The 20,460-nt window shown below is 64.3% G+C and carries 19 protein-coding genes; 10 read left to right on the forward strand and 9 right to left on the reverse strand.

Features of this window, described 5'->3' with window-relative positions:
- Positions 1 to 9: 9 nt before the first annotated feature.
- Genes JOF47_RS14340 through JOF47_RS14355 form a run of 4 tightly spaced genes read right to left on the reverse strand, consistent with a single transcriptional unit; the run spans position 10 to position 5,522 of the window.
- Positions 10 to 1,620, reverse strand: coding sequence for a phytoene desaturase family protein (locus JOF47_RS14340; RefSeq protein WP_209999621.1), 1,611 nt, complete (start codon positions 1,618 to 1,620; stop codon positions 10 to 12).
- Positions 1,621 to 1,665: 45 nt separating this feature from the next.
- Positions 1,666 to 3,399: a flavin reductase gene (locus JOF47_RS14345; protein WP_209999622.1), complete on the reverse strand. Its 1,734-nt coding sequence runs from the start codon at positions 3,397 to 3,399 to the stop codon at positions 1,666 to 1,668.
- Positions 3,400 to 3,439: 40 nt separating this feature from the next.
- Positions 3,440 to 4,675, reverse strand: coding sequence for a styrene monooxygenase/indole monooxygenase family protein (locus JOF47_RS14350; RefSeq protein WP_209999623.1), 1,236 nt, complete (start codon positions 4,673 to 4,675; stop codon positions 3,440 to 3,442).
- 58 nt (positions 4,676 to 4,733) lie between these two features.
- Entirely contained in the window at positions 4,734 to 5,522 is a 789-nt protein-coding gene (locus JOF47_RS14355) for an SDR family oxidoreductase (RefSeq protein ID WP_209999624.1), read from the reverse strand.
- Between the two features lie 150 nt (positions 5,523 to 5,672).
- Between JOF47_RS14355 and JOF47_RS14360 the strand changes: the two genes are divergently transcribed.
- Positions 5,673 to 6,692, forward strand: coding sequence for an AraC family transcriptional regulator (locus JOF47_RS14360; protein WP_209999625.1), 1,020 nt, complete (start codon positions 5,673 to 5,675; stop codon positions 6,690 to 6,692).
- Between the two features lie 13 nt (positions 6,693 to 6,705).
- On the opposite strand, the gene JOF47_RS14365 is transcribed toward JOF47_RS14360, so the two are convergent.
- On the reverse strand, positions 6,706 to 7,185 hold the full coding sequence (locus JOF47_RS14365; RefSeq protein WP_209999626.1) for an acyl-CoA thioesterase: 480 nt from the start codon (positions 7,183 to 7,185) through the stop codon (positions 6,706 to 6,708).
- A 111-nt stretch (positions 7,186 to 7,296) separates the two neighbouring features.
- On the opposite strand from JOF47_RS14365, the gene JOF47_RS14370 reads away from it, so the two are divergent.
- Entirely contained in the window at positions 7,297 to 8,640 is a 1,344-nt protein-coding gene (locus JOF47_RS14370; RefSeq protein WP_209999628.1) for an MFS transporter, read from the forward strand.
- Positions 8,641 to 8,717: 77 nt separating this feature from the next.
- On the opposite strand, the gene JOF47_RS14375 is transcribed toward JOF47_RS14370, so the two are convergent.
- The gene (locus tag JOF47_RS14375) at positions 8,718 to 10,679 is read right to left on the reverse strand and encodes a S9 family peptidase (RefSeq protein WP_209999630.1); all 1,962 of its coding nucleotides are present in this window, start codon (positions 10,677 to 10,679) and stop codon (positions 8,718 to 8,720) included.
- 134 nt (positions 10,680 to 10,813) lie between these two features.
- On the opposite strand from JOF47_RS14375, the gene JOF47_RS14380 reads away from it, so the two are divergent.
- From JOF47_RS14380 to JOF47_RS14390, 3 genes are all read left to right on the forward strand, one after another.
- Positions 10,814 to 11,362, forward strand: a complete 549-nt coding sequence (locus tag JOF47_RS14380; RefSeq protein ID WP_209999632.1) for a DUF1697 domain-containing protein — start codon at positions 10,814 to 10,816, stop codon at positions 11,360 to 11,362.
- Between the two features lie 242 nt (positions 11,363 to 11,604).
- On the forward strand, positions 11,605 to 12,114 hold the full coding sequence (locus JOF47_RS14385; protein ID WP_209999634.1) for a hypothetical protein: 510 nt from the start codon (positions 11,605 to 11,607) through the stop codon (positions 12,112 to 12,114).
- A 259-nt stretch (positions 12,115 to 12,373) separates the two neighbouring features.
- Positions 12,374 to 13,000, forward strand: a complete 627-nt coding sequence (locus JOF47_RS14390; protein ID WP_209999637.1) for a trimeric intracellular cation channel family protein — start codon at positions 12,374 to 12,376, stop codon at positions 12,998 to 13,000.
- A 16-nt stretch (positions 13,001 to 13,016) separates the two neighbouring features.
- On the opposite strand, the gene JOF47_RS14395 is transcribed toward JOF47_RS14390, so the two are convergent.
- Together JOF47_RS14395 and JOF47_RS14400 are read right to left on the reverse strand one after the other, a co-directional pair.
- Positions 13,017 to 14,273: an MFS transporter gene (locus tag JOF47_RS14395; protein WP_209999639.1), complete on the reverse strand. Its 1,257-nt coding sequence runs from the start codon at positions 14,271 to 14,273 to the stop codon at positions 13,017 to 13,019.
- 5 nt (positions 14,274 to 14,278) lie between these two features.
- A complete protein-coding gene (locus JOF47_RS14400) occupies positions 14,279 to 14,821 on the reverse strand; it encodes a TetR/AcrR family transcriptional regulator (protein ID WP_209999641.1) in 543 nt (180 codons plus the stop codon).
- Positions 14,822 to 14,931: 110 nt separating this feature from the next.
- Between JOF47_RS14400 and JOF47_RS14405 the strand changes: the two genes are divergently transcribed.
- Together JOF47_RS14405 and cspE are read left to right on the forward strand one after the other, a co-directional pair.
- Positions 14,932 to 16,515, forward strand: a complete 1,584-nt coding sequence (locus JOF47_RS14405) for an MFS transporter (RefSeq protein WP_245356378.1) — start codon at positions 14,932 to 14,934, stop codon at positions 16,513 to 16,515.
- A gap of 398 nt (positions 16,516 to 16,913) precedes the next feature.
- Complete coding sequence (gene cspE / locus JOF47_RS14410) at positions 16,914 to 17,117, forward strand: transcription antiterminator/RNA stability regulator CspE (RefSeq protein ID WP_007271190.1); 204 nt, start codon at positions 16,914 to 16,916, stop codon at positions 17,115 to 17,117.
- Between the two features lie 91 nt (positions 17,118 to 17,208).
- Here cspE and JOF47_RS14415 read toward each other — a convergent pair whose 3' ends face one another.
- Positions 17,209 to 17,466 carry a hypothetical protein gene (locus tag JOF47_RS14415; RefSeq protein WP_209999644.1) on the reverse strand — a complete coding sequence of 86 codons (258 nt, stop codon included), beginning with the start codon at positions 17,464 to 17,466 and terminating at the stop codon, positions 17,209 to 17,211.
- Between the two features lie 488 nt (positions 17,467 to 17,954).
- Between JOF47_RS14415 and JOF47_RS14420 the strand changes: the two genes are divergently transcribed.
- From JOF47_RS14420 to JOF47_RS14430, 3 genes are all read left to right on the forward strand, one after another.
- Positions 17,955 to 18,947 carry an LLM class flavin-dependent oxidoreductase gene (locus JOF47_RS14420; protein WP_209999646.1) on the forward strand — a complete coding sequence of 331 codons (993 nt, stop codon included), beginning with the start codon at positions 17,955 to 17,957 and terminating at the stop codon, positions 18,945 to 18,947.
- Positions 18,948 to 19,194: 247 nt separating this feature from the next.
- Entirely contained in the window at positions 19,195 to 19,464 is a 270-nt protein-coding gene (locus JOF47_RS14425) for a hypothetical protein (protein ID WP_209999648.1), read from the forward strand.
- 58 nt (positions 19,465 to 19,522) lie between these two features.
- A complete protein-coding gene (locus JOF47_RS14430) occupies positions 19,523 to 20,458 on the forward strand; it encodes a LysR family transcriptional regulator (RefSeq protein WP_209999650.1) in 936 nt (311 codons plus the stop codon).
- Positions 20,459 to 20,460: the final 2 nt, after the last annotated feature.

The following is a 20,460-nucleotide window of genomic DNA, read 5'->3' on the forward strand; positions in this document are numbered from 1 at the left end:
CATATCGGATCACCGACGCTTGGGACGTCGGGCCGCCCGGATCAACCGTTGGGCGACCAGATGCCCCGAACTGCCGCCCAGGCCCGGGCCCGGGTGCGTTGCCGCCCCGATGTGCCAGAGGTTCTTGACCGGCGAGCGCCCCTTGCCAAGCCGCGGCAACGGACGCCACAACAGGTTTTGGTGCAGTTCGGCCGAGCCGCCGTACGGGTCGCCGGCCACGGCGTTCCTGTTCGCCCGGCTCAGCTGCCGCGGGTTGAACGCCTTGATGCCGAGCACCAGTTCCCCGAGGCCGGGGGCGTATTGCTCGATCTTGCCCAGCACCCTTTGAATGAACTCGTCCGTAAGTTGTTCGTCCCAGCCGTCACTCGTGTCCAGCTCCCCTGCAGCATCCCCCACGGGATCGAACGGCAGTTCCTGAAGCTGCAGCCATAGCGTCGCCTGGCCCTCGGGTGCGCGCGAGGGATCGAGCACGCATTGCTGGCCCACCACGATGGTCGGGTTGGCCGGCAGCAGCCCGGCCTCCGCCTGGGCGCAGGCGATTGCCGTTGAGTCGGAGCCGGTTGAAATGTGGATCAGCGGGGTTTTGGCCAGGCGCTCGTCGTTCCACGGCACGGGGCCGGAGAGCGCGATGTGTATTTGCATGGCCGCGCGGCCCGGCCGGTGGGCACGGACCTCGGCACGGGTTTCCTCCGGCACTGCGGCGGGCCCAAGCAGTTCGTTGTACATCTGCGGAACCGAGACGGAGGCAAGGATCCCCCTGCGTGCGGTGAAGGTCTCGGTGGCAGTGCGCACCGCCGTCGCACGGCCACCTGAGACAACCACGCCCTGCGCGCGGGTGCCCTTGCGGATCACCACGCCGTGGTCGATGAGCAGTCGTTCGAAGGCAGCAATGAATTGCGCGGCCCCGCCCTGGACGACGGGCAAACCGAATTGGTGCATGCTGGCCGCCATGACCGGGAGCATGACGCCGCCGCTTGCCTGTTCGGGGCCAAGCCCCGCGTGCAGCAGCCAGGGCGCCCAGAGCTGGTCGACCTCCGTCCCGGTGAAGGTGCTGCGGGTCAGGTTGCGACCGCTCATCAGCCCCTGGCGCACCAGTTGCTGGGCCTTGTTCATTCCCAGGCGCATGGTCTTGAAGCCAAGTTTCGCGGCGTTCGGCAGGTTCATCTCGCTGCCCAACGCCCCGAAGATGACCGGTGCCTGCTTTCCGAAGTCTTCAAGCATGCGTGCATATGCCTCGCGGTCCCCTGCGTGCTCGAAGGCGTCGGCCGTGGCGCCGGGGTCCCGTTGGGCGTAGACCGCCGTGGTGGTCCCCCGCGCATCGGTGCCGATGCTTGCGCACACCCACGTGGTGTCCGCGTCCTCGGTGTTGCGGTAGCGCAGTCCCCGGATATGCAGCTCCTGCCCAAGCTCCGCGTAGGCGGCCCCAGCCATGAACAGCGGGTGCCAGGAGGAAAAGGTGTCATGGATGAACCCCGGGACCGTCAGCTCGCCCGAGTCGATGAACCCGCCGAGCCGCTCGTGTTCCTCCAGCAGCACCACTGCCGCCCCGCTGCGCGCCAGTTCGGCCGCGGCGACCAGGGAGTTGATGCCCGATCCAATAACGACGTAGTCGGTTTCCATGTGTTTCTCTCTCGCGTAGGTGCCAGGCAACCGGGTGCCCGGTGCTCAGCTGAAGTCCGGGTGCAAGGCCGTGCGGTGGTAGGCCCCGGCGTGGAAGACCAGCGGGTCACCCTCGATCCTGGAATACTTTTCCACCTCGCCCACGTAAATGACATGGTCGCCAGCCTCGTGCCTGGCCACAGTCCGGCACTGGAAGGTGGCGACGGCCCCCTCGAGCAGTGGCACCCCGGCAATCCCCTCTACGCAGTCCACTCCGGCGAACTTGTCCTCGGCCGGGGTGGCGAATTGGCGCGAGAGCACGTGCTGGGAGGATTCGAGCACGTTGATGGCGAAGTGCGTGGAGGCCTCGAAATCGCCCAACGACGGCGCGAACTTGCTCGGGCACCAGAGCACCAGCGGCGGATCCATGGACACGGAGGTGAAGGAGTTGGCGGTCATCCCCACCTTCGCGCCCTGCGGGGTGCGGGTTGTCACCACCGTGACACCCGTGGCGAACTGGCCAAGCGTGGAGCGGAAGTCGCGCAGGTCGAACGTTGCGCCATCCTCTGCCACGGCGCGTTCCATGAACGCCTCGGCCTCCTCGGGCTCGAACCACCAGGGGAAGAGCGTGCGCGGGTCGTCGAACCCGTTGGCCAACGCGGCGGCCAGGGATTCATGGTGCCGGGCCGCCGCGAGCATCTCCAGCTGCCAGGGCTTGCGTTCGCGCAGCATCGAGTTGGTCCACACCGTGGAGAACTGGCCCCAGCCGCGCCAGAACTCGTCGAAGGTGCGCAGCATCCACTCGGAGTCGAAGTCCTCGTCCCCGCGGGCATCGATGGCCCGGGCATAGTGGTCCGCGGCCAGCGTCGCGTTGTTGGAGCCCTGGCCGGTGAGCGAGTCGTTGAGCATGATTGCATCACCAATGCCCATGACAACCCGGCCGCCGGGCAGCACTCCCACCGCGGAGCGGAGCACCGGGGTGATGCGGCCGCGGAGCCCGGCACCGGCGTCGTTGAGCACCGAGCCGGCAAAGCGCGGGTATTCGTGGGGGAAGTGTTCGCGCAGGATCCCCAGCGACTTGGCCAGGTGCTCCTCGGCGGTGGTGACCGAGTCCCAGCAGTCCATGGGGCCTCCGGGAAGGCCCTCGAAGACCATCATCTGGCATGGCCCCTCGGTGCCCAGCCCGGGGAAGGTGAAGAACTCGCCGACCCCGGGCACGATGTTCATCCTGATACTCGTCGCATCAGGCTCTTCCCCGGTGCCGTGCGCGGGCTTGACGTAGGTGACGGCCACGGCGCGCTGCGGACGGTCGAAGGGCGACTTGGCCCTGTCGGTGGCAAAGACCTGCCCCAGCTCGCCCTTCCCGGTCCCCACCACCACCAGGTCGAAGAGCGCCGCCAGCTCTTCGAGCCTGCGCACCGACAGCTTCTCGATCCGGAAGTCCCCGCCGCGGCCGATGAACGTCTCGATCCAGTGCGCGCACTTGACCCGCTGGTCCACCGACAGCGCTGGGCGCTCAAGCGTGCCCTGCCAGTCGATCTCCTCGCGCCCCTCGCCGCCCGCGATGTTCATGTGCACCCCGGTGATGCCCATGTCCGCGGTGTTCGCCCCGGGGATTTCCAGCGGCTGCTGGACCCGCAGGGAGGAGGAGAACACGCATTGGCTGGAGGTGATCGCCCCGCTGCGGATCTGCTGGGCCGAGCGGTCGGAGAACAGGGTGACGCTGTGGCCCGAGCGCTGCAGGGCGAGGGCTAGCTGGGCACCGGATTCTCCGGCCCCGACGATGGCGATGGTACGCATTGAAAACTCCAGTGGTGTGGGAAGTGGTGTGTGGCCGTGCCTAGTGCACCGGGTCGAAGGAGCCGAGGTAGTCGTTTGCGGCTTCCTCGCTCATGAACCACGCGGCGAAGTCCGGCGGGTAGTCGAAGCCGTTGGCGAAGCGTTTGGCAATTTCGGGGTTCCCCTGGGCGGTGCCCAGCAGCTGCAGCGCGTGCGGGGCCGGCGGGGCCAGCATGGTGTTGGTCCAGGCCGCGACGTGCTGCGCGTACTCCCAGTAGCTCTCGAAGAGCCCCTGCTTGAACTCGTCGTCGAAGAGGCGCTCGCCGTGGTCGAGGATTCCCTCGAGGTAGGCGGCCGCGCACTTGGCGGCGTTGTTGGAGCCCTGCCCGGTGATGGGGTCGTTGAGCACCACCACGTCGGCCATGCCCAGCACCGTCTTTCCGGAGGGCAGGGTTGCCAGCGGGTGCCGGACGGTCGGGGGGAAGCGTCCCTGCAGCACGCCATTGGGGTCGGTGAGCGTCACGTCGGTGCAACGTTCGGCTTCCCACGGCAGATAGGTGCGCAGGATGCGCAGCGAGTTTTCCAGGTGTTCCTCGGGGGTCAGTCCCTTCCAGGAGTCCATGTCGGAACCGGGCAGGCCCTCGAACACCATGATGTCGCAGGGGCCGGTGACGGTCAGCGCGGGGAAGACGAAGTATTCGCCGACGCCCGGGATGAGGTTGAAGTTGACCGCGGAGTAGTCCTCGCGCGGCTTCATGCCGTTCACGTAGGTCAGTGCCAGCGCCCGCTGCGGGGCTGCATATTGGCTGCGCTCGGCATCTCGTTCGAAGAGTCCGGCAATCTCACCCTTGCCCGCCGCCACCAGGACCAGTTCGCTCTGCTCCGCGTAGCGCTCGAGGTCCTCGACGCCGGCTTCCTCGAAGACCAGGGTGCCGCCCCGGGCCTCGAAGACCTCCATGAACGCGGGGAACTTGACCCGCTGGTCGATCGACTGGGCCGGGGCTTCCAGCCGGTGCGCCCAGCTGATGGCCTTGACGCCGGGGGCCTCCGGCGGTGCCACGGTGAAGGCAATGCCCTCGACCACCGGGGCGTCGGGCCACAGGTCCAGGCCCAGCTCGCGTTCGTGCCCGAGCGACTGATCGAACATGCACTGGCTGGAGGCGATGGAGCCGGTGCGGATCTGCTCGGGGGTGCGGTTGGAGACGAGGGTGACGTCGTAGCCGGCGTCCAGCAGGCCGATGCCGAGCTGGAGGCCGGACTGGCCGGCGCCGACTATGGTGATGGTGCGTGGGGTCATGGTCCTGGTTCCTTGTTCTCGCTGGAAATGATGGAGTGGGAGGTGTTGCGTAGGAAAACTAGTTGGCCGCCAGCAGCGGGATGGCCGGCTCGTTGCGTTCGGGTCCCATGGCGGAGTAGCCGCCGTCCACGGCCCAGTCCGCGCCGGTGACAAATGAGGTCTGGTCCGAGAGCAGGAACGCGACCACGTCGCCGACTTCCCCGGGGCGCCCGACCCTGCCCAGCAGGTGGAAGGGTGCCGCCACGGAATCCGTCTTGGCCAGGTCCCCTCCGGAGAGCGTGTCCATGATCTTGGACCAGGTCCAGCCCGGGCTGACCGAGTTCACCCGGATTCCGTCGGCCGCGAGGTCCGCGGCCATGGAACGGGTGACTTGCACCAGCGTTGCCTTGCTGGCCGGGTAGAGCCAACGGCCGGTCTGCGAGACGCCCGAGGAGATCGAGGTGAAATTGACGATCGCCCCGTGCCCCGAGGCGGCAAGCAACGGGCGGACCAGCTTGGCCAGCATCACGGCGGAGACGACGTTGATGTCCAGGGCGGTGAGCCAGTCGCTTCGGTTCGATTCGATGCCCTCGTCCAGGTAGCTGCAGGCCAGATTGACCAGGCCGTCAAGGCGCCCGTGGCGGGACTCGATGCCAGAGACCAGGGATTCGAGGGCGGCGTCGTCGGTGATGTCCACGGCATGGAATTCGATACCCGGGTGGCGTTGCTGCAGTTCGGCACCGCCCACCTCGTCGATGTCAACAACTATCACCCGCGCCCCGGCATCCATCAGCGAACCTGCAACCCCGGCGCCGACCTTGGTGGCTCCGCCGGTGAGCAGTACGACGCGATCCTGAAGCGATTTCATGGTCTTCCTTCCCCGCAAACTTCCTGTGACCCATGTCATAATGGGTGGCCTGAGAAGAAACTACCCCGCGGGGCACGGCCGCCTCTATCCGTTTCGCGCACCTTCCATCCGATATGCGCACGGAGCGAGCACAGCAAAGGAGCATCCTGCATGCTGACCCAGCAGCACACCATGCCTTCACCCAGCAGTGTGCTCGACGGGCTGCCGACGCTGCAGACACCCGACCCGCACGAAGCCCAGCAACGGATCAGCCAGCTCTTTTGCGAACACACGTTGCAGCCGATCTCGGGGCGCGGGAACGTGAAGCTGAACCTCCGCTCCACCGGTGCCGGATTCGGCGTGCACCTGCTGGACTACGGGACGGCCGTGCGGATCAGCCCCGCCGCGTTGAAGACGTTTTACATGGTCCAGGTGCCGCTTGCGGGCAGCGCACAATTGCGGACCCCAGATTCAACCATCGAGTCGACACCCAACTTGGCCTCGGTCCCGCCGATCGACCACGATTTTTCGATGACCTGGCAGGCCGGGACGCCGCAGCTGATCGTCACCGCCCCGCGCGAGCTGCTCAGCGATGCGGCCGCGGCGCTCTACGGCGCCAGGCTCGAGGGGCCTCTGAAGTTGGCGAACAGCATGGACATGGCCACGCCGGAGGGCCGGTCGTTCTTGCGGTCAGTGTTTGAATACCACGACCTGCTCAACACCCCGGGGGCCGCACCGGCACCCTACGCCCGGCGCCTGCATGAGGAAATGGTTCTGGCCCGCTGGCTCATGGCGGTGAAATCGAACTTTTCAACGGCCCTCAGCCAATGGGACACCCCCGCCGAGGACAGCAAGAACTCGTCGCTGGTCTGCTCATTCTCGGAACTGCTAGATGCCCACAGCAGCGAGGACGTGAACGTCGGCGACCTGGCCGAGGCACTGGGGGTTTCAATCCGCACGCTTCAGGTCGCCCTCGCCAAGGAACTGGGCTCCACTCCGTCCCAGATGCTGCGTGAGACACGACTGCGCCGCGCCCACGCAATGCTTGGTGAGGCCGATCCGCGCATCGACAGCGTGACAAGCATTGCCGAACGCTGCGGCTTTGGGCACCTGGGGCGTTTCGCGCAGGCTTACAGGCAGCAATTCGGGTTCGCGCCCTCACAGACGCTGCGCAGCCCCTCCGCCGGATAGCCCCCCCCGGACGCTACTTCAGCAGTGCCGCACGAATCCCTCCCGGCCACGGCGCGGAGGAGTCTCTGCCCTGCGGCACGCATACGGTGACAAATCGACCCTCGGCGGCAAGCACCGCCCCGCGACCCTCGTGCGGATGCCCCCACACCCCGAAGGCGAAGTCCATCGAGCTGGTTCCGATGCGCTCGATCCTCACTGCCGTGGTGACCGCCTGCCCGAAATAGAGCTTGGCGCGGTAGTCGGTCTCGTGGCGCACGCGCGGCGCGATGGCGAAGTACGAATTCTGGCCCAGCTCGCGGAAGAGCTTTGCCTCGGCGGCCTCGACAAAGCGCAGGATCACCGAGTTGTGCTGGTGCCCGGCGGCGTCCGTGTCCACCCATTCAATGGTGCGCCGCAGGGAGTTTCCCGCCAGCCCGCCGGCAAGGAATTCCCCCACCAGGGCATCGATCGAGGCATCTGCGCCCCCGTCCGAATCAATTGAGTTTATGACCATCGCTAACCAATCTCCATCCAACTATTGTTACGTACGTCACGTTAACGCCATAATACTAGGGATCGTCGCACCACCCCTCATTTTTCTTCCCTTCCACGCAAGGAGAACTACGTGGCGCCTTCATCCACGGTTTCGGACTGGAACATCCCCAAGCGCACCACTTCGGTTGTGCTTTTCGCCTGCTGGCTGGCCATTCTGGCCGAAGGCTACGACGTCGGCGTGCTCGGCGCAGTGCTGCCGGCACTGGCCGAGTACAAGGAATGGTCGCTGACCCCGCTGCAGCTCGGTGGCCTCGGCGCCTACGCGCTGGTGGGCATGCTCTTCGGCGCGCTGTTCATCGGCACCCTGAGCGACGTGATCGGCCGCCGCAAAATGCTGCTGCTTGCCATGCTCATCTTCACCATCACGCAGGTAGGCGCGGCCATGGCCCCGACCCCGGAAATGTTCGGCCTCTTCCGCTTCCTCGGCGGCCTGGGCATGGGCGGCATCATCCCGGTCGCCGCGGCGCTGACCATCGAATACTCCGCACCGAAGAAGCGCTCACTGAACTACGGCATCATGTACTCCGGCTACTCGCTGGGCATCGTGGTCTCCGCGCTGGTTGCCATGGCGCTACTGCCGACCCTCGGCTGGCGCTGGGTCATCGCCGTCGGCGCCCTGCCGGTGCTGATCCTGCCGCTGGTCGCCTGGCTGCTCCCCGAGTCCCTCGAGTACCTGGTCTCCAAGGGCAAGATCGCCGAGGCCAAGGCACTCGCCGCAAAGCTCAACGTGCGCGACTACGAGCCCGTGGCCCCGGCCAAGCCGGGCGCGAAGGTTCCGTGGCGCGAGGTCATGGCCGCCATGTTCTCCGGCAAGTACCTGCGCTCGACGGTCTTCTTCTGGATCTCACTCTTCTGCGGCATGGTGCTTGTCTACGGCCTGAACACCTGGCTGCCGCAGATCATGCGCAAGGCCGGCTACGACCTCGGCACCTCGCTCACCTTCCTGCTGGTGTTCTCCTTGGCCTCGGCCGTCGGCGGCCTGATCCTCGGTTGGTTGGCCGACAAGTACGGGCAGAAGCCCATCCTGGTGATCTTCTACCTGCTGGGCGCCGGCGGCATCCTGCTGCTGATGTTCCCGAACACCATGTTCATCAACCTGTGCTTCGTGGCCTTCGCCGGCATCGGGTCGATCTCCACCTCGCTAGTGCTCACCGGCTACATCGCCGACTACTACCCGGCGGCCCAGCGCGGCACCGCCACCGGCTGGGCCTTGTCCTTCGCCCGACTCGGTGCCATCTCGGGCCCGATCATCGGCGGCTGGATCGCCTCCACCGGCATGAACTTCCAGTTCAACTTCGTCTTCTTCGCCATCGTCGGCGTGGTTGCGGCCCTTGCCGTGTCGATGATCCCGCCGCGCATCACCGCCAGCTCGGCCCCGGCTCTTGCCGCCGAGCGCGAAGCGGTGCTCGACTAGCCGATCCCCGACATGGCGTGAGGCGTCGGCTCCCGAAAGGGGTCCGACGCCTCGCGCATTTGTGTTTCTACCGGCTTCTAGCTCAGTTCCAGCGACGGGACGTCGGCATCGAACCCGAAGACCGTCGCGTAGAAACCCAGCGATGTCTCCAGCGCGTTGATGATGTTTTCCATGCGGCGGAAGCCGTGCTGTTCCCCCGCGTAGAGCACGTAGGCGTGCGGAATCCCGTTGGCCGCGAGAGCGTCGGCGACAACCTGGGACTGGGCCGGCGGCACCACCTTGTCCTCGTCGCCTTGCAGGAGCAGCACCGGGCAGGAGATGTCGTCGACGTGGTTGATCGGCGCGCGCTCCGCATAGAGCTCGGCGGCCTCCGGGTAGGGGCCGACGAGGGAGTCCATGTAGCGGGACTCGAAGTCGTGGGTGTCGGTGACCAGGCCGACCAGGTCGGAGACCCCGTAGCGGGAAATGCCGGCGGCGAAGGTCTCTGTGTCCGTCAGCGCGCTGAGCACGGTCCAGCCGCCGGCGGACCCGCCCTCGATCGCCAGGCGGTTGCCGTCGGCCAGGCCCGCGGCGACAAGCCCCTTCATGACGGCCACGGTGTCCTGCACGTCGACGATGCCCCACTGGCCGCGCAGCCGTTCGCGGTAGGCGCGGCCGAAGCCCGTTGAGCCGCCGTAGTTCACATCGACCACGCCGATGCCGCGCGAGGTGTAGTAGGCGATGGACAGCGAAAGCTGGGCAAAGGCCTGCGAGGTCGGCCCGCCGTGCACGAACGCGACGAACGGGGGCTTCTCCCCCTCGGGGCCCGTGCGTTCCCCCAGCCGCGGCGCGTACACGTGGGCGTAGACCGGCGACCCGTCGGCGGTGGCGAACTCCATGGCGCGGGCGTGCGGCAGGGCTTCGGGGTCGGGCAGCGCGGAGAGCGAGAGGGCGACGTTTTCCGTCCCGAGCGTCTCCATGTCAATCAGCCGCAGCCCGTCGCCCTCCACCAGCGAGGTGGCGCTTGCCAGCAACCGGTTTCCCCTCAGCGCCGAGGGGGAAACCCTGGTGAACGGCAGCTCGAGCTCTGCCAGTTCCCCGCTGGCCAGGTCCAGGCGGGCCAGGGAGGTGCCGTGGGTTCCGTGGGTCACCAGCAGGCTGTGCTCGTTCTCGACCTTGTACCAGCTCTGCCCCAGCGACCACAGCGGGCCCGCGAATTCCTCCTCAAGGGTGCACAGCGCCCGCTGTTCGCCGGTTTCCAGGCTGTGCGAGTACAGGTTCCACCAACCGCTGCGGTCCGAGACGAAGACCAGGTTGCCGTCGGTGAGCCATTCGGGCTGCAGCACCGATTCGGTGGCGGAGCCCGCCAGCACGGAGTCGGTGGAGACGCGTCCTTCGACAAGATCCCCGACGTGGAGCTCGGTTCCGTCCCACGGCATTTGCGGGTGCTCCCAGGAGATCCAGCTCAGCTTGGTTCCGTCGGGGCTGAGCCGCGGGCTGGCGACAAAGCGGGAGGCCGGGCTGACCTCGCGGAGTTTGCCGGCGTCTTCCGCCGCCGAGCCGTCGAGCGGGATGGCAACGATGTAGCGGCGCAGCCCATCGCGGTGGTCCTCACAGACGGTGAACACCTCACCGGCGTTCGTGCCTGGGATGATCTCGGCGAAACGCAATTGCGGGTCGCCGTCCTCCCCCGCGCTTTCCGGGGTCAGCGGCACCGGGGCACCGCCGTGCGCGACGGCCAGGTAAAGGCGTTGGTCGGCGAAGTTCGCGAAGACCAACGTCCGGACGCCGGCCACGGAGATCGCGGCCCACGAGGAACCGCCGTATTCGTTGACCCTGCTGCGGACGTTGTAGGGGGCCGCGACGAGTTCACGGGGGGCCGCGTCGGTTCCGGCCCCGCGCGCCACGACCGTCAGGCGTCCACCTTCGGCGGGGCGACCCTCGAGCCACCACAGCTCCTCCCCCACGAAGTCGCCGCCGCCCACCGGAGTGGTCCCGGCTGCAACGTGTTCGGCGGTGATGGGCGAGGGCCAGGAACCATAGGGCAAGGGCGTAGTCATGATGAGATTTTAGACCGCGCACACCGCGCTTTGATCCATCCTCCGACGTGGGTCTACACGCGTCGCCGCGCAATGGTCGGACACGCCGCGGGGCGCCTTGCCGAACCCGCCCTGCGGGGCACAGACTTGGCACCATGTATTTCTATGCGGTTTTCCTGCGGGGCGTAAACGTCGGTGGAGTCAAGATTCTCATGAAGGACCTCACCGCGCTGCTGGAGCAAGCCGGTTTTTCCCGGGTTCGCACGCTTTTGGCCAGCGGGAATGTGGTGTTTGCCAGCGAAGAATCGGATCCCGCGGCAGTGAAAACGGCCTGCGAGGCGGCCATCAACTCGGTCTATGGCTACGGGACCCGGGTGATCGTGCAGGATGCGGCACAGCTGGAATACCTGGCCGGGAACTTCCCGTTTGCCCCTCCGAATGACGGAATCCAGCGTCATGAATACCTGGTCCTGACGGAGTCCGAGGAAAAAGCGGCAAGCATCATGGGGACTGCACCGGAACCCTCCACTGAAGAACGTGTTGCCCAGCTCTCCCACGGAATCTGCTGGGAGGTGCCCCGCGGGCAGAGCCTCGACAGCCTGCTTGCCAAGCATTTCGCCAAGGTGGCTTCAAAGTCCCTTGTCACAACGAGGAACATGAACACGATCCACAAGATGCTCACGGCACTCAAGGCTCTGGCCTAGCGGGAGAAGCCGTGCAATTTCGTTCCAGGCTCCTGAATCGGCTCCGTACGCGGTGACCCTACGAGGAGCTAGGTCTCAAGCGCCCGCGGAACGCTCTGACGGCCGTCATTCCGCAATCTATTCATGAAAGATTTGTGTACACATGCTGATGATTCGCTAGGTTTTGCCATCAAGTGATGCCTATGATTCCCGAGACAACCAATCGGCCGGCTCCGCACCCCGGCCTGAAAGTTAGGGGAAGTATGAAGAACCGTATCGGCCGCGCCACTGCTGCCATCATCGCCGCATCGTCATTGGTCTTGGGCGGTGCCTCCGTTGCCACGGCCGCCCCGGCACCGGCATCCACCGTCAAGGCGCACAAATCGGTGGCAGCCACGAGCCACAAATCGGAGTCGAAGCCGACGGTTGTCATCCGTGACACCAAGAACAAGACCGTCGAAGCTGACGAGCTTGCCACGATCACGCCGAAGGTCAAGGTGGGCAAGCAGGCCAAGGTCGTTTCCAAGACCCTGACCGTCTCGCAGGACGGCACCGTCCTGGTGGACGGGAAGAAAAAGGCCAAGCTGGGCGTCGGAACGTACGAGGTCACCACCAAGGTCGAGTACCGCACCCTGGTCAAGCAGGTCGTGGTGAAGGTCAAGTCCAAGGGCAAGAAGGTGAAGAAGGTCAAGAAGAACGTCTGGTCGGAGATCCAGACCGAGTCCAAGACACAGACGCTGGTCGTTTCGCTGGGCTCCGAGGACAAGGACTAACAGGAGACGCAATCGGGCGGCGGCGAGCACGACGCCCGGTTGTCTCGTCGCAACGGCCGGGTGTCCCGAGGCCAATACCCCGGGGCACCCGGCCGTTGCCTTGCCCGAGGTTGCCTTGCCGCGGCGGCCCAGCAACTCCTTGGCGGAATCCGCCATCAGGAGGAAACGGAGACATCCGATTAACTGCGGCAACACCGGATGCTGTAGCCTGCCTGATTGACCGATCCCCCGCCGACGAATAGGACAGCCTCCGTTGACAATGCCACTGGTGCTAGACCTGTTCGGGGTCTTTTTCTTCGGGGTCTCGGGTTCCCTGCTGGCTGCGCGGCGGGGATTCGACATCGTCGGCTCGTTGCTTCTGGCGGGGCTGACCGGGATCGGCGGCGGCATCATCCGCGACGTCATCCTCGGACAGACGCCGACGGCATTCGCGAACCCGTTTTACTTCATTCCGCCCGTGCTGGCAGCGCTGCTTGTCTTTTTCCTGGCACCCGGGGTCCAGAGGATGATGCGCCCGCTGCTTGTCTTCGATGCGGCGGGCCTTGCCCTGTTCTGCATCACCGGCACCATCAAGGCGCTGGAGTCGGGCATGAACCCCTTTGCCTCGGCGCTACTGGGCGTCACCTCGGCAGTCGGCGGCGGTTTGCTGCGCGATGTCGTGGCCAACAAGACGCCCGAACTGTTCAACCCGCGGGACATCTACGCCGTCCCGGCGATGCTCGGCGCGGGCCTCATTGCCGGATTCTGGGGCATGGGATTGACGGGCGGGGCCTGGCAACTGGCCGTTGCCGGCGTCGTGTTCCTGTTGCGCCTGCTGGCCCTGACCTTCCATTGGCACGTGCCGCGGGCCGTCGGGCCGTGGCACAGGGATGCCACGTTGAACTGACCGGTGCGGCCCGTCCTTAGCCCACGCGCTCAAGCGGCCGCCGGACACCCGCGTCGTCGGGACCGTCTTCGATCTTGCGCGGCCCGTTGATCATCACGGCGCCGGTGAGCATGACCGCGATGCAGATTCCGAGCATCGCAAAGGAAGCGCTCCACCCGCCCGTTGCGTCCTTGACCATGCCGAAGAGCATTGGCACGATCGCGGCCCCCGCGTAGCCCAGGCCCTGGCTGAATCCGGAAAGCACTCCTGAGCCGTAAGTAGTGCGCGAGCGCAGGTTCATCATCAGCAGTGCGATGGCAAAGGTGCCCTGCCCCAGGCCGGCAAAGACAACCCAAATGGCTGTGCCCTGCGTGGGCGAAAGATACAGGCCGAGGTGGCCGGTGATCCAGAACGAGGTGAAGACCAGTACCGCGATAATCGGATTGCGAAGCCGCGGAACCCACAGCGGCACCAGCAGGCTGACCGGCAGTCCCAGGATGGCAAAGAGCGCCAGCATGGATCCGGCGGTCATGGTGTCCAGCCCCTGCGACGCGAGGTACGGCGGCAACCAGGTGAAGTACACGTAGGTCTGTGCGGAGTTGCCGGCAAGGAAAATCGCCAGCCCCCACGCCACGGGTGAGCGCCAGGGGTTGATCTTGGCCGGCGGCGCGGCAACCATTCCGTTGACCAAGGGAGTGTCGGGACGGGGGTGCTTCCGGTCCTTGAAAATCTGTATCGTCCACGGAACCAACACGATGGCAGAAAGCAGTGCCCACGCGGCAATCGAGGAACGCCAGTTGGTGGCGTTTGCCAGCGGCACCGAGAACTGCGGACTCATCCAGGTGCCAACGGCCAGCATCGTCACGTACCCGGAGGTCACGATCGCCAGACGGTCGGGGAAGTACTTTTTCACGAGCGGTGGCAATACGACGTTACCCATGCCGTATCCGGCCAGCGTGATGACCGAAAGCAGCAGGAAACTGGCCACGTCCCCCACCGCCGCCCTGAGCAGCTGTCCTGTAATGGCCAACAACACTGCCGTGATCAAGATCTTCTCCAGGCCCCACCACCGGATCAGCCGTGGTGTAAGCAAGCCAAAGGCTGCAAAAACGATGGGCGCAAGCATCGCCAGCAACCCGGTGCTGAAGGAATCAAATCCAAGTTCCGGTCCGATGCTTCCCAAAAGGGGCGGAACAGAAACCACCGCTGCGCGCAGCGACAATGCCATGAGAAGAATGCCGAGTAGCGCACCGATACGGCCCGCCATCTTTTGCCGCGGTGGGGTCAATGGCATGAGTGCTAGTTTCCGTTCTTGAGTCGCTCAACCTGCTTCAGCAGGTGATCGAGATCCTTGCCGAACGTGCCCGTGGACCACGAACCGGGCATTGAGGTTTGGTAGTACAGACCCTCGCCTATGAGCATGATGGCTTCCGCCGCGTACTTGTCCTTGACCTCGAGCTGGATCAGGTTCAGCCAGCCCTCCTGGACGTCCTCGAGCGCCTTGACCGATGGTTCGTGTCCGCCCTGGGCAAGTCGAAGCACGGCCAGGAAGTAGCGGTCGAGTTCCCCGCCGATGACGGTGCTGGTGCGCACAAAGTAGCTCGCCGGCCCCTCGGGGGCGGACCCCATGTGTTGCAGGTCCTCCTCGTGGGTCCTGAGCAATCCGTCGATGGCCCCCTGGGCCAGCAATTCCTTGGAGGCAAAGTGGTAGAGCAGCCCTCCCTTGGAGACGCCTGCCCGTGCGGCGGTGGCCTCCATGGTGGCTGCGCGTTCGCCTTCTTCACAGAGCATCGAAACATAGGCGTCGATGATCTTTTCCTTGGCTAATGGGGGGCGAGACATGTAGTGAACCTTATCCCTTTCTGGTAGGCATCGTCACATTGTAACTGTACCGTCCAGACGGTACAGTTATGAATGTCCGAACGTCCCCCTCCTTCAGGAAACCCATCATCATGAGCACCTCGAAACTCACGACCCGATCAGCGCAAGAGCAAGCCGGTTCAATGAACCGCAAACGTTGGGCTGCTCTTGTGGTGCTGATGTTCCCCGTTCTCCTGATCTCGGTGGACAACACCGTGCTCAGCTTTGCGGTGCCCGCGCTTTCCGCGGCGCTGGCCCCTTCCGGCAACCAACTGCTGTGGATCATTGACATCTACCCGCTGGTCCTTGCCGGCCTCCTGGTTCCCATGGGATCGCTCGGCGACCGCTTCGGCCGCCGCCGCATGCTGCTCATTGGCTCGACCGGTTTTGCGGCAGTTTCCGCAGCCGCGGCGTTTGCCACGAGTGCCGAGCAGCTCATTGCCGCCCGCGCGCTGCTCGGTATCTTCGGTGCCATGCTGATGCCGGCGACCTTGTCGTTGATCCGCAACATCTTCACGGACGCCAATGAACGCCGCAAGGCCATCGCCATCTGGGCCGCTGCATTCTCCGGCGGCGCCGCACTCGGACCGATTGTTGGCGGTTTCCTCCTCGAGCACTTCTGGTGGGGTTCGGTATTCCTGCTGGCCGTGCCGATGCTGCTGCCGCTGCTGATCCTGGGGCCGGTGTTAATTCCGGAATCGCGCGACCCCAAGCCGGGTGCCATCGACCCAATTTCGATCATCCTGGTCATCATGACCCTGTTGCCCATCGTCTTTGGCGTCAAGGAACTGACCCACTCCGCCTCGCCGTGGGTGGGAATCATGGCCATCGCGATCGGCATTACCTGCGGCGTGCTCTTTGTATTCCGTCAGCTCAAACGTTCGAACCCGATGCTTGATGTCCGCCTGTTCACCAACCCGGTGTTCTCCGGAGCCCTGACGGTGAACCTGCTCAGCATCTTTGGATTCGTTGGTTTCATTTACTTCCTGTCCCAGCACTTGCAGCTGGTCGCCGGAAACACCCCGATGATGGCAGGCGTCCTGATGCTGCCCGGCCTTGCCCTGACCGTGACATTCGGGCTTTTGGCCGTCCCGCTGGTGCGCAAGTTCAAGGTCTCCACCGTGATGATTGCCGGCCTGTCACTGAGCGCCATCGCCTACGGCATAGTGCTTGCCTTTGGGCAGTCGGGCTCCGTCGCGGCGCTAATGATTGCATTCGGCGTATTGGGGGCCGGCGTCGGCATGGCCGAGACACTGTCCAACGATCTGGCACTATCGGCAGTCCCTGCGTCAAAGGCAGGTGCTGCCTCAGCGATTTCAGAGACGTCCTACGAGGTTGGTTCGGTACTTGGCACCGCAGTATTGGGTTCGATTCTCAACGCCGTTTATTCACGCAACCTGCGGGTGCCGGCCGCACTGGACGCCGAACAGGCCGAGGCGGCACGCCAAACCCTGGGTGGCGCCCATGAGGTCGCTGCGGGCCTTCCTGAATCCCAGGCCTCCATTGCCGATCAGCTTCTCGCTTCCGCGGCAACCGCATTTGATGCAGGCGTGGTTATCACTTCGGGAATTGCAGTTGCTTTGACGGTAATTACGATTTTCGTTATTTCAAAAACCATCCGCGGGGCACGAACCCCGGAGCATACCCCAGCCCCAGAAACAGCGCCTTCCGCATAGAAAGTTCCATGGGCACTTATGCCCACCGATGAATATGGGTGCCGTAGGAATTGTGATTCCTACGGCACCCATTTTGTGTGGATCTAAAAAATCCCCCGGAATTCCGCACTTTCAACGTCCCTGCACGGCTCCAAAATCCCAAAATAGCGGTGAATACCAGACCTCTAAACGGCAAACTTTCTACATTTATGTGCCAAAGGGTAGTAACTGCGCCGATAGTCGCGTACCGTAGTACTTGTAGTTCTAGTTTTTCTCGCAGTAAAGCAGTGCAAATACCCCGTTGCCGGGGAGAGTACCTTTCTGAACCGCGGTGAATCACGTAGCTGCAAGTGAATTCCACAGTGGAGTTCGCTCCCCTACGTCCCATTTCAGGACAGTCTCGAAAGGACACACCCATCATGGCAACAGGTACCGTTAAGTGGTTCAACGCCGAAAAGGGCTTCGGCTTCATCGCTCCGGACGACAACTCCGATGACGTTTTCGCTCACTACTCCGCCATCCAGTCGAACGGCTTCCGTTCGCTTGAAGAAGGCCAGCGCGTAGAGTTCGAAGTAACTCAGGGCCAGAAGGGCCTTCAGGCCACCGATATCCGCGCTGTCTAAGTTCGGATCATCACCTTCGGCTAATTAGCTGATTCTATTTGGGCGGTATCTCCTTGCGGAGGTACCGCCCAAATTGTTTTAATCACGCATGCTACTGGAGTTCCCAGGGCAAGAAACCGCTCACATGGGCCAGCGAAGGCACATCATCCTGCGTCTTCAGGAGCACAATCCAGTCCTCCACACGCCGCGGTTGCGTGGAATCTCCGGGCTGCACGCTCACGCGCATTTTCAGGAATTGGCCGTCACCGGACGACGATGAGCCCACAAGGCCTAGTAGCCAATACTCGGCTTCGGAGGCCTGCGCCTGCGCACGGGCCCGACGCAGGTTTCCCAGGTTCTCGCCCACCATGGCTTTCCGTAGCTCCGTAAGGGTCTCGTCCCCCTCCCGGGAATAGAGCACCTGCCCGCAGACCTGCCCTATCGCCTCGGCAAGTGCTTCAAAACAACCCCCCCGTGTGAGATTCAGCGATCCAGTCCGGCTCATTGGCAATCATGGCTGTCCCGGCATTTGCCCAGTCGCTCAAACGCTCCAGCAGCAGTTCTGCGCCCTTTTCACCGGTTCCTGCTCCCAGGGGTCCCGGAACCATGAATCCATCGGCGGAGGGGCACCCCGCGGGGAGCTCCTGCATCCTCGGCCGGTCTGCCGATGATGCAGAGGACGATTCGGTTTCATCCGGGAGAAGAATCGTGCAGGCGCTCAGCAAGCCCAGGAGCAATCCGCACACAGGGACAAGCATCGTCCGCTTCATGCTCAGATACTACGTTTCCTCGGCCACAAAAGTACCCGCAGCAGCCAGCCGGGGAATGAATCAGGCACGGCCGGGGTTGCCATCCTACGTGAGCATTCCCTTGTCGATCCTTGATCTTGCCCCCATCCGCAGCGGCGGTTCAGCCGCCGAAACATTTGCCGAAAGCGTTCGGCTGGCGCAAACCGCCGAAGCCAACGGCTACACCCGTGTCTGGTACGCCGAACACCACAACATGTCCTCGATCGCCTCGAGCGCAACGTCGGTGCTCATTGGCCACATTGCCCACCACACCAAGAGCATTCGCTTGGGGTCAGGCGGCATCATGCTGCCCAACCACTCCCCCTTGGTGATTGCCGAACAGTTCGGCACCCTTGAAACGCTGTTCCCCGGACGCATCGACCTGGGCCTGGGCCGCGCCCCCGGCACCGACCAACTCACGTTCCAGGCCCTTCGCCGCGACCCCGCCGCTTCCGATGCATTCCCCCATGACGTGCTCGAGCTCCAGGCATACCTCGGCGAGAATTCGCGCATTGAGGGTGTCAACGCCTACCCCGGGCACGGAACCAACGTGCCCCTGTACATCTTGGGATCCAGCCTCTTCGGCGCCCGGCTTGCCGCGCAGCTGGGACTGCCGTACTCGTTTGCCTCGCACTTCGCACCCGATGCGTTGGTCCAGGCGACAACCGCTTACCGGAACGAATTCCGGCCCTCGGAATTCCTCGCCGAACCCCATGTCATTGCGGGCGTGGGAGTCGTCGCTGCCGAAAGCAACTCGGATGCCCACCGGATCATGGAACAGGTCCGACGCGATCGCATCCAGCTATTCTTGGGCAGGAACCGTCCCACCCCGTTCACCGAAGCCGAGATCGACATGCTCCTGGATTCGTCGCACGGAGAATCGATCATGAACATGCTCAAGTACACGGCCGTGGGTGACGGCGCCACCGTCGCCCAGTACCTTGAGGACTTCGCGCGCACGGCGCAGGCCGACGAGCTGATCACCGTGCACAACTCCAGCAGTGCGGCCCAGCGCCTGGCATCCGTGGAAATCACCGCCCGGGCCATGAACCTCGCCGGCTAATTAGACGCCAAAGGCCAACGGGCCGGGCTGTAGACCACGAGGAACTTTCCCCTCGAGTGGTTGCAGCCCGGCCTTTTTCGCAGGGAAATGGCTCGCTCCAAACGCCCCGGCAGGCCGCGATCACCGTCCCGAACAGGAAGAAGTGCCACGCGAAATAGTGCCCATTCCCATAACCAAGGATGGGACATAGGCTGTAATCAATCGCGGATCATCCACGAACACCGCGTTTGGTGAATAGAGGGACACGATGAGCGACATCTATGACGACACGGTCTTTGATGAGCCAATTGACGATGACATGTATGAGCCTGGCGATGGCCGCGATGGCCAGCCCTATGAGGGCTCATCCGATAGCCCCGAAACAATGAGGGCGATGGACCCTCTGCGCAGACACCTCTATCTGCTTGACGACGATCTGACGGCCGAAGACGCGACCGAAGACGAGGAAACCGTGGAAGTGGAATGGGTGGAAGAGCTTTCCGAGGAAGAAGCCGAGGGTCTCGCCTCCGCACCGTAGGATTGGGGTTGGCAACGTATGTTGCCGACCCCAATCACCTTGAGGCTCGGGAGAACCAGTGGTCAATCCGGTGCACCTGCGCACTCTGATCGAAGTCGTAAACCACAAGTCCTTTGCCGTGGCCGCAACCCGGCTCGGCTACACCCCCTCGGCCGTATCGCAACAGATGACAGCCCTCGAACGCACCACCGGCACAACGCTTTTTACGCGGGGTGCCAAGAGCATTGAGCCCACGCCTGCGGCCATGACCATGGTCCGCCATGCGCAACGGGTACTCACCGACATCGACGCGCTGCTTGCCGCCACGTCCACCCCCGACCTTGACCCCAGTGGAAAGCCTCTCCAGGAGTTGCGGCTCGGCATTTTCCCGTCGCTGGCCATCTACACGTTGCCCCGCCTTCTGGGGTCCCCGGATTGGGACCAGCTTGGCATAGCGCTTCGTGTGCACGTCGGGGAACCGCACCAAACCGTTGCCGGATTGCGCCAGGACGGCGAACTCGACCTGGCGTTGATCTTCCAGGTAGGACAGGCCGGACTTGCCTGGCCCGCCCAGCTGGAACGCCAATGGCTGGGTGACGATCCGTTCAGGGTTGTGGTCCCGGCTTCCTGGAAGCTCTCGAGCTCCTCCACGGTGAGTGCCGAACAGCTGGCCAACATGCCGTGGATCATGCACCATCCCGGCACCAGCGACGCGACGGTCATCTCCCGGCTTTTCTCCGCGTTCAACATCCACCCGCGGATTGTCGCCTACAGCGACGACTTCAACGCCTCACTGCACATGGCCGCAGCGGGCCTTGGCGCCGCGCTGGTTCCCGAGCTGGCCATGCTGCAGGCACCGGAAGGCATCCGGGTCATCGATGCGCCGGAGATCAGGTTGGCCCGCAGCATCTTTGCCTTGCAATCCCCCGAAAACCACAACCCAAAGGTGCGGGTCTTCATGGATCGGCTCACTACCGTACTCGGGGAATTGAGCATCGCGCCCAAACGGCGCTAGGC

The organism is Paeniglutamicibacter kerguelensis (genome assembly GCF_017876535.1).
Classification (GTDB): Bacteria; Actinomycetota; Actinomycetes; order Actinomycetales; family Micrococcaceae; genus Paeniglutamicibacter; species Paeniglutamicibacter kerguelensis.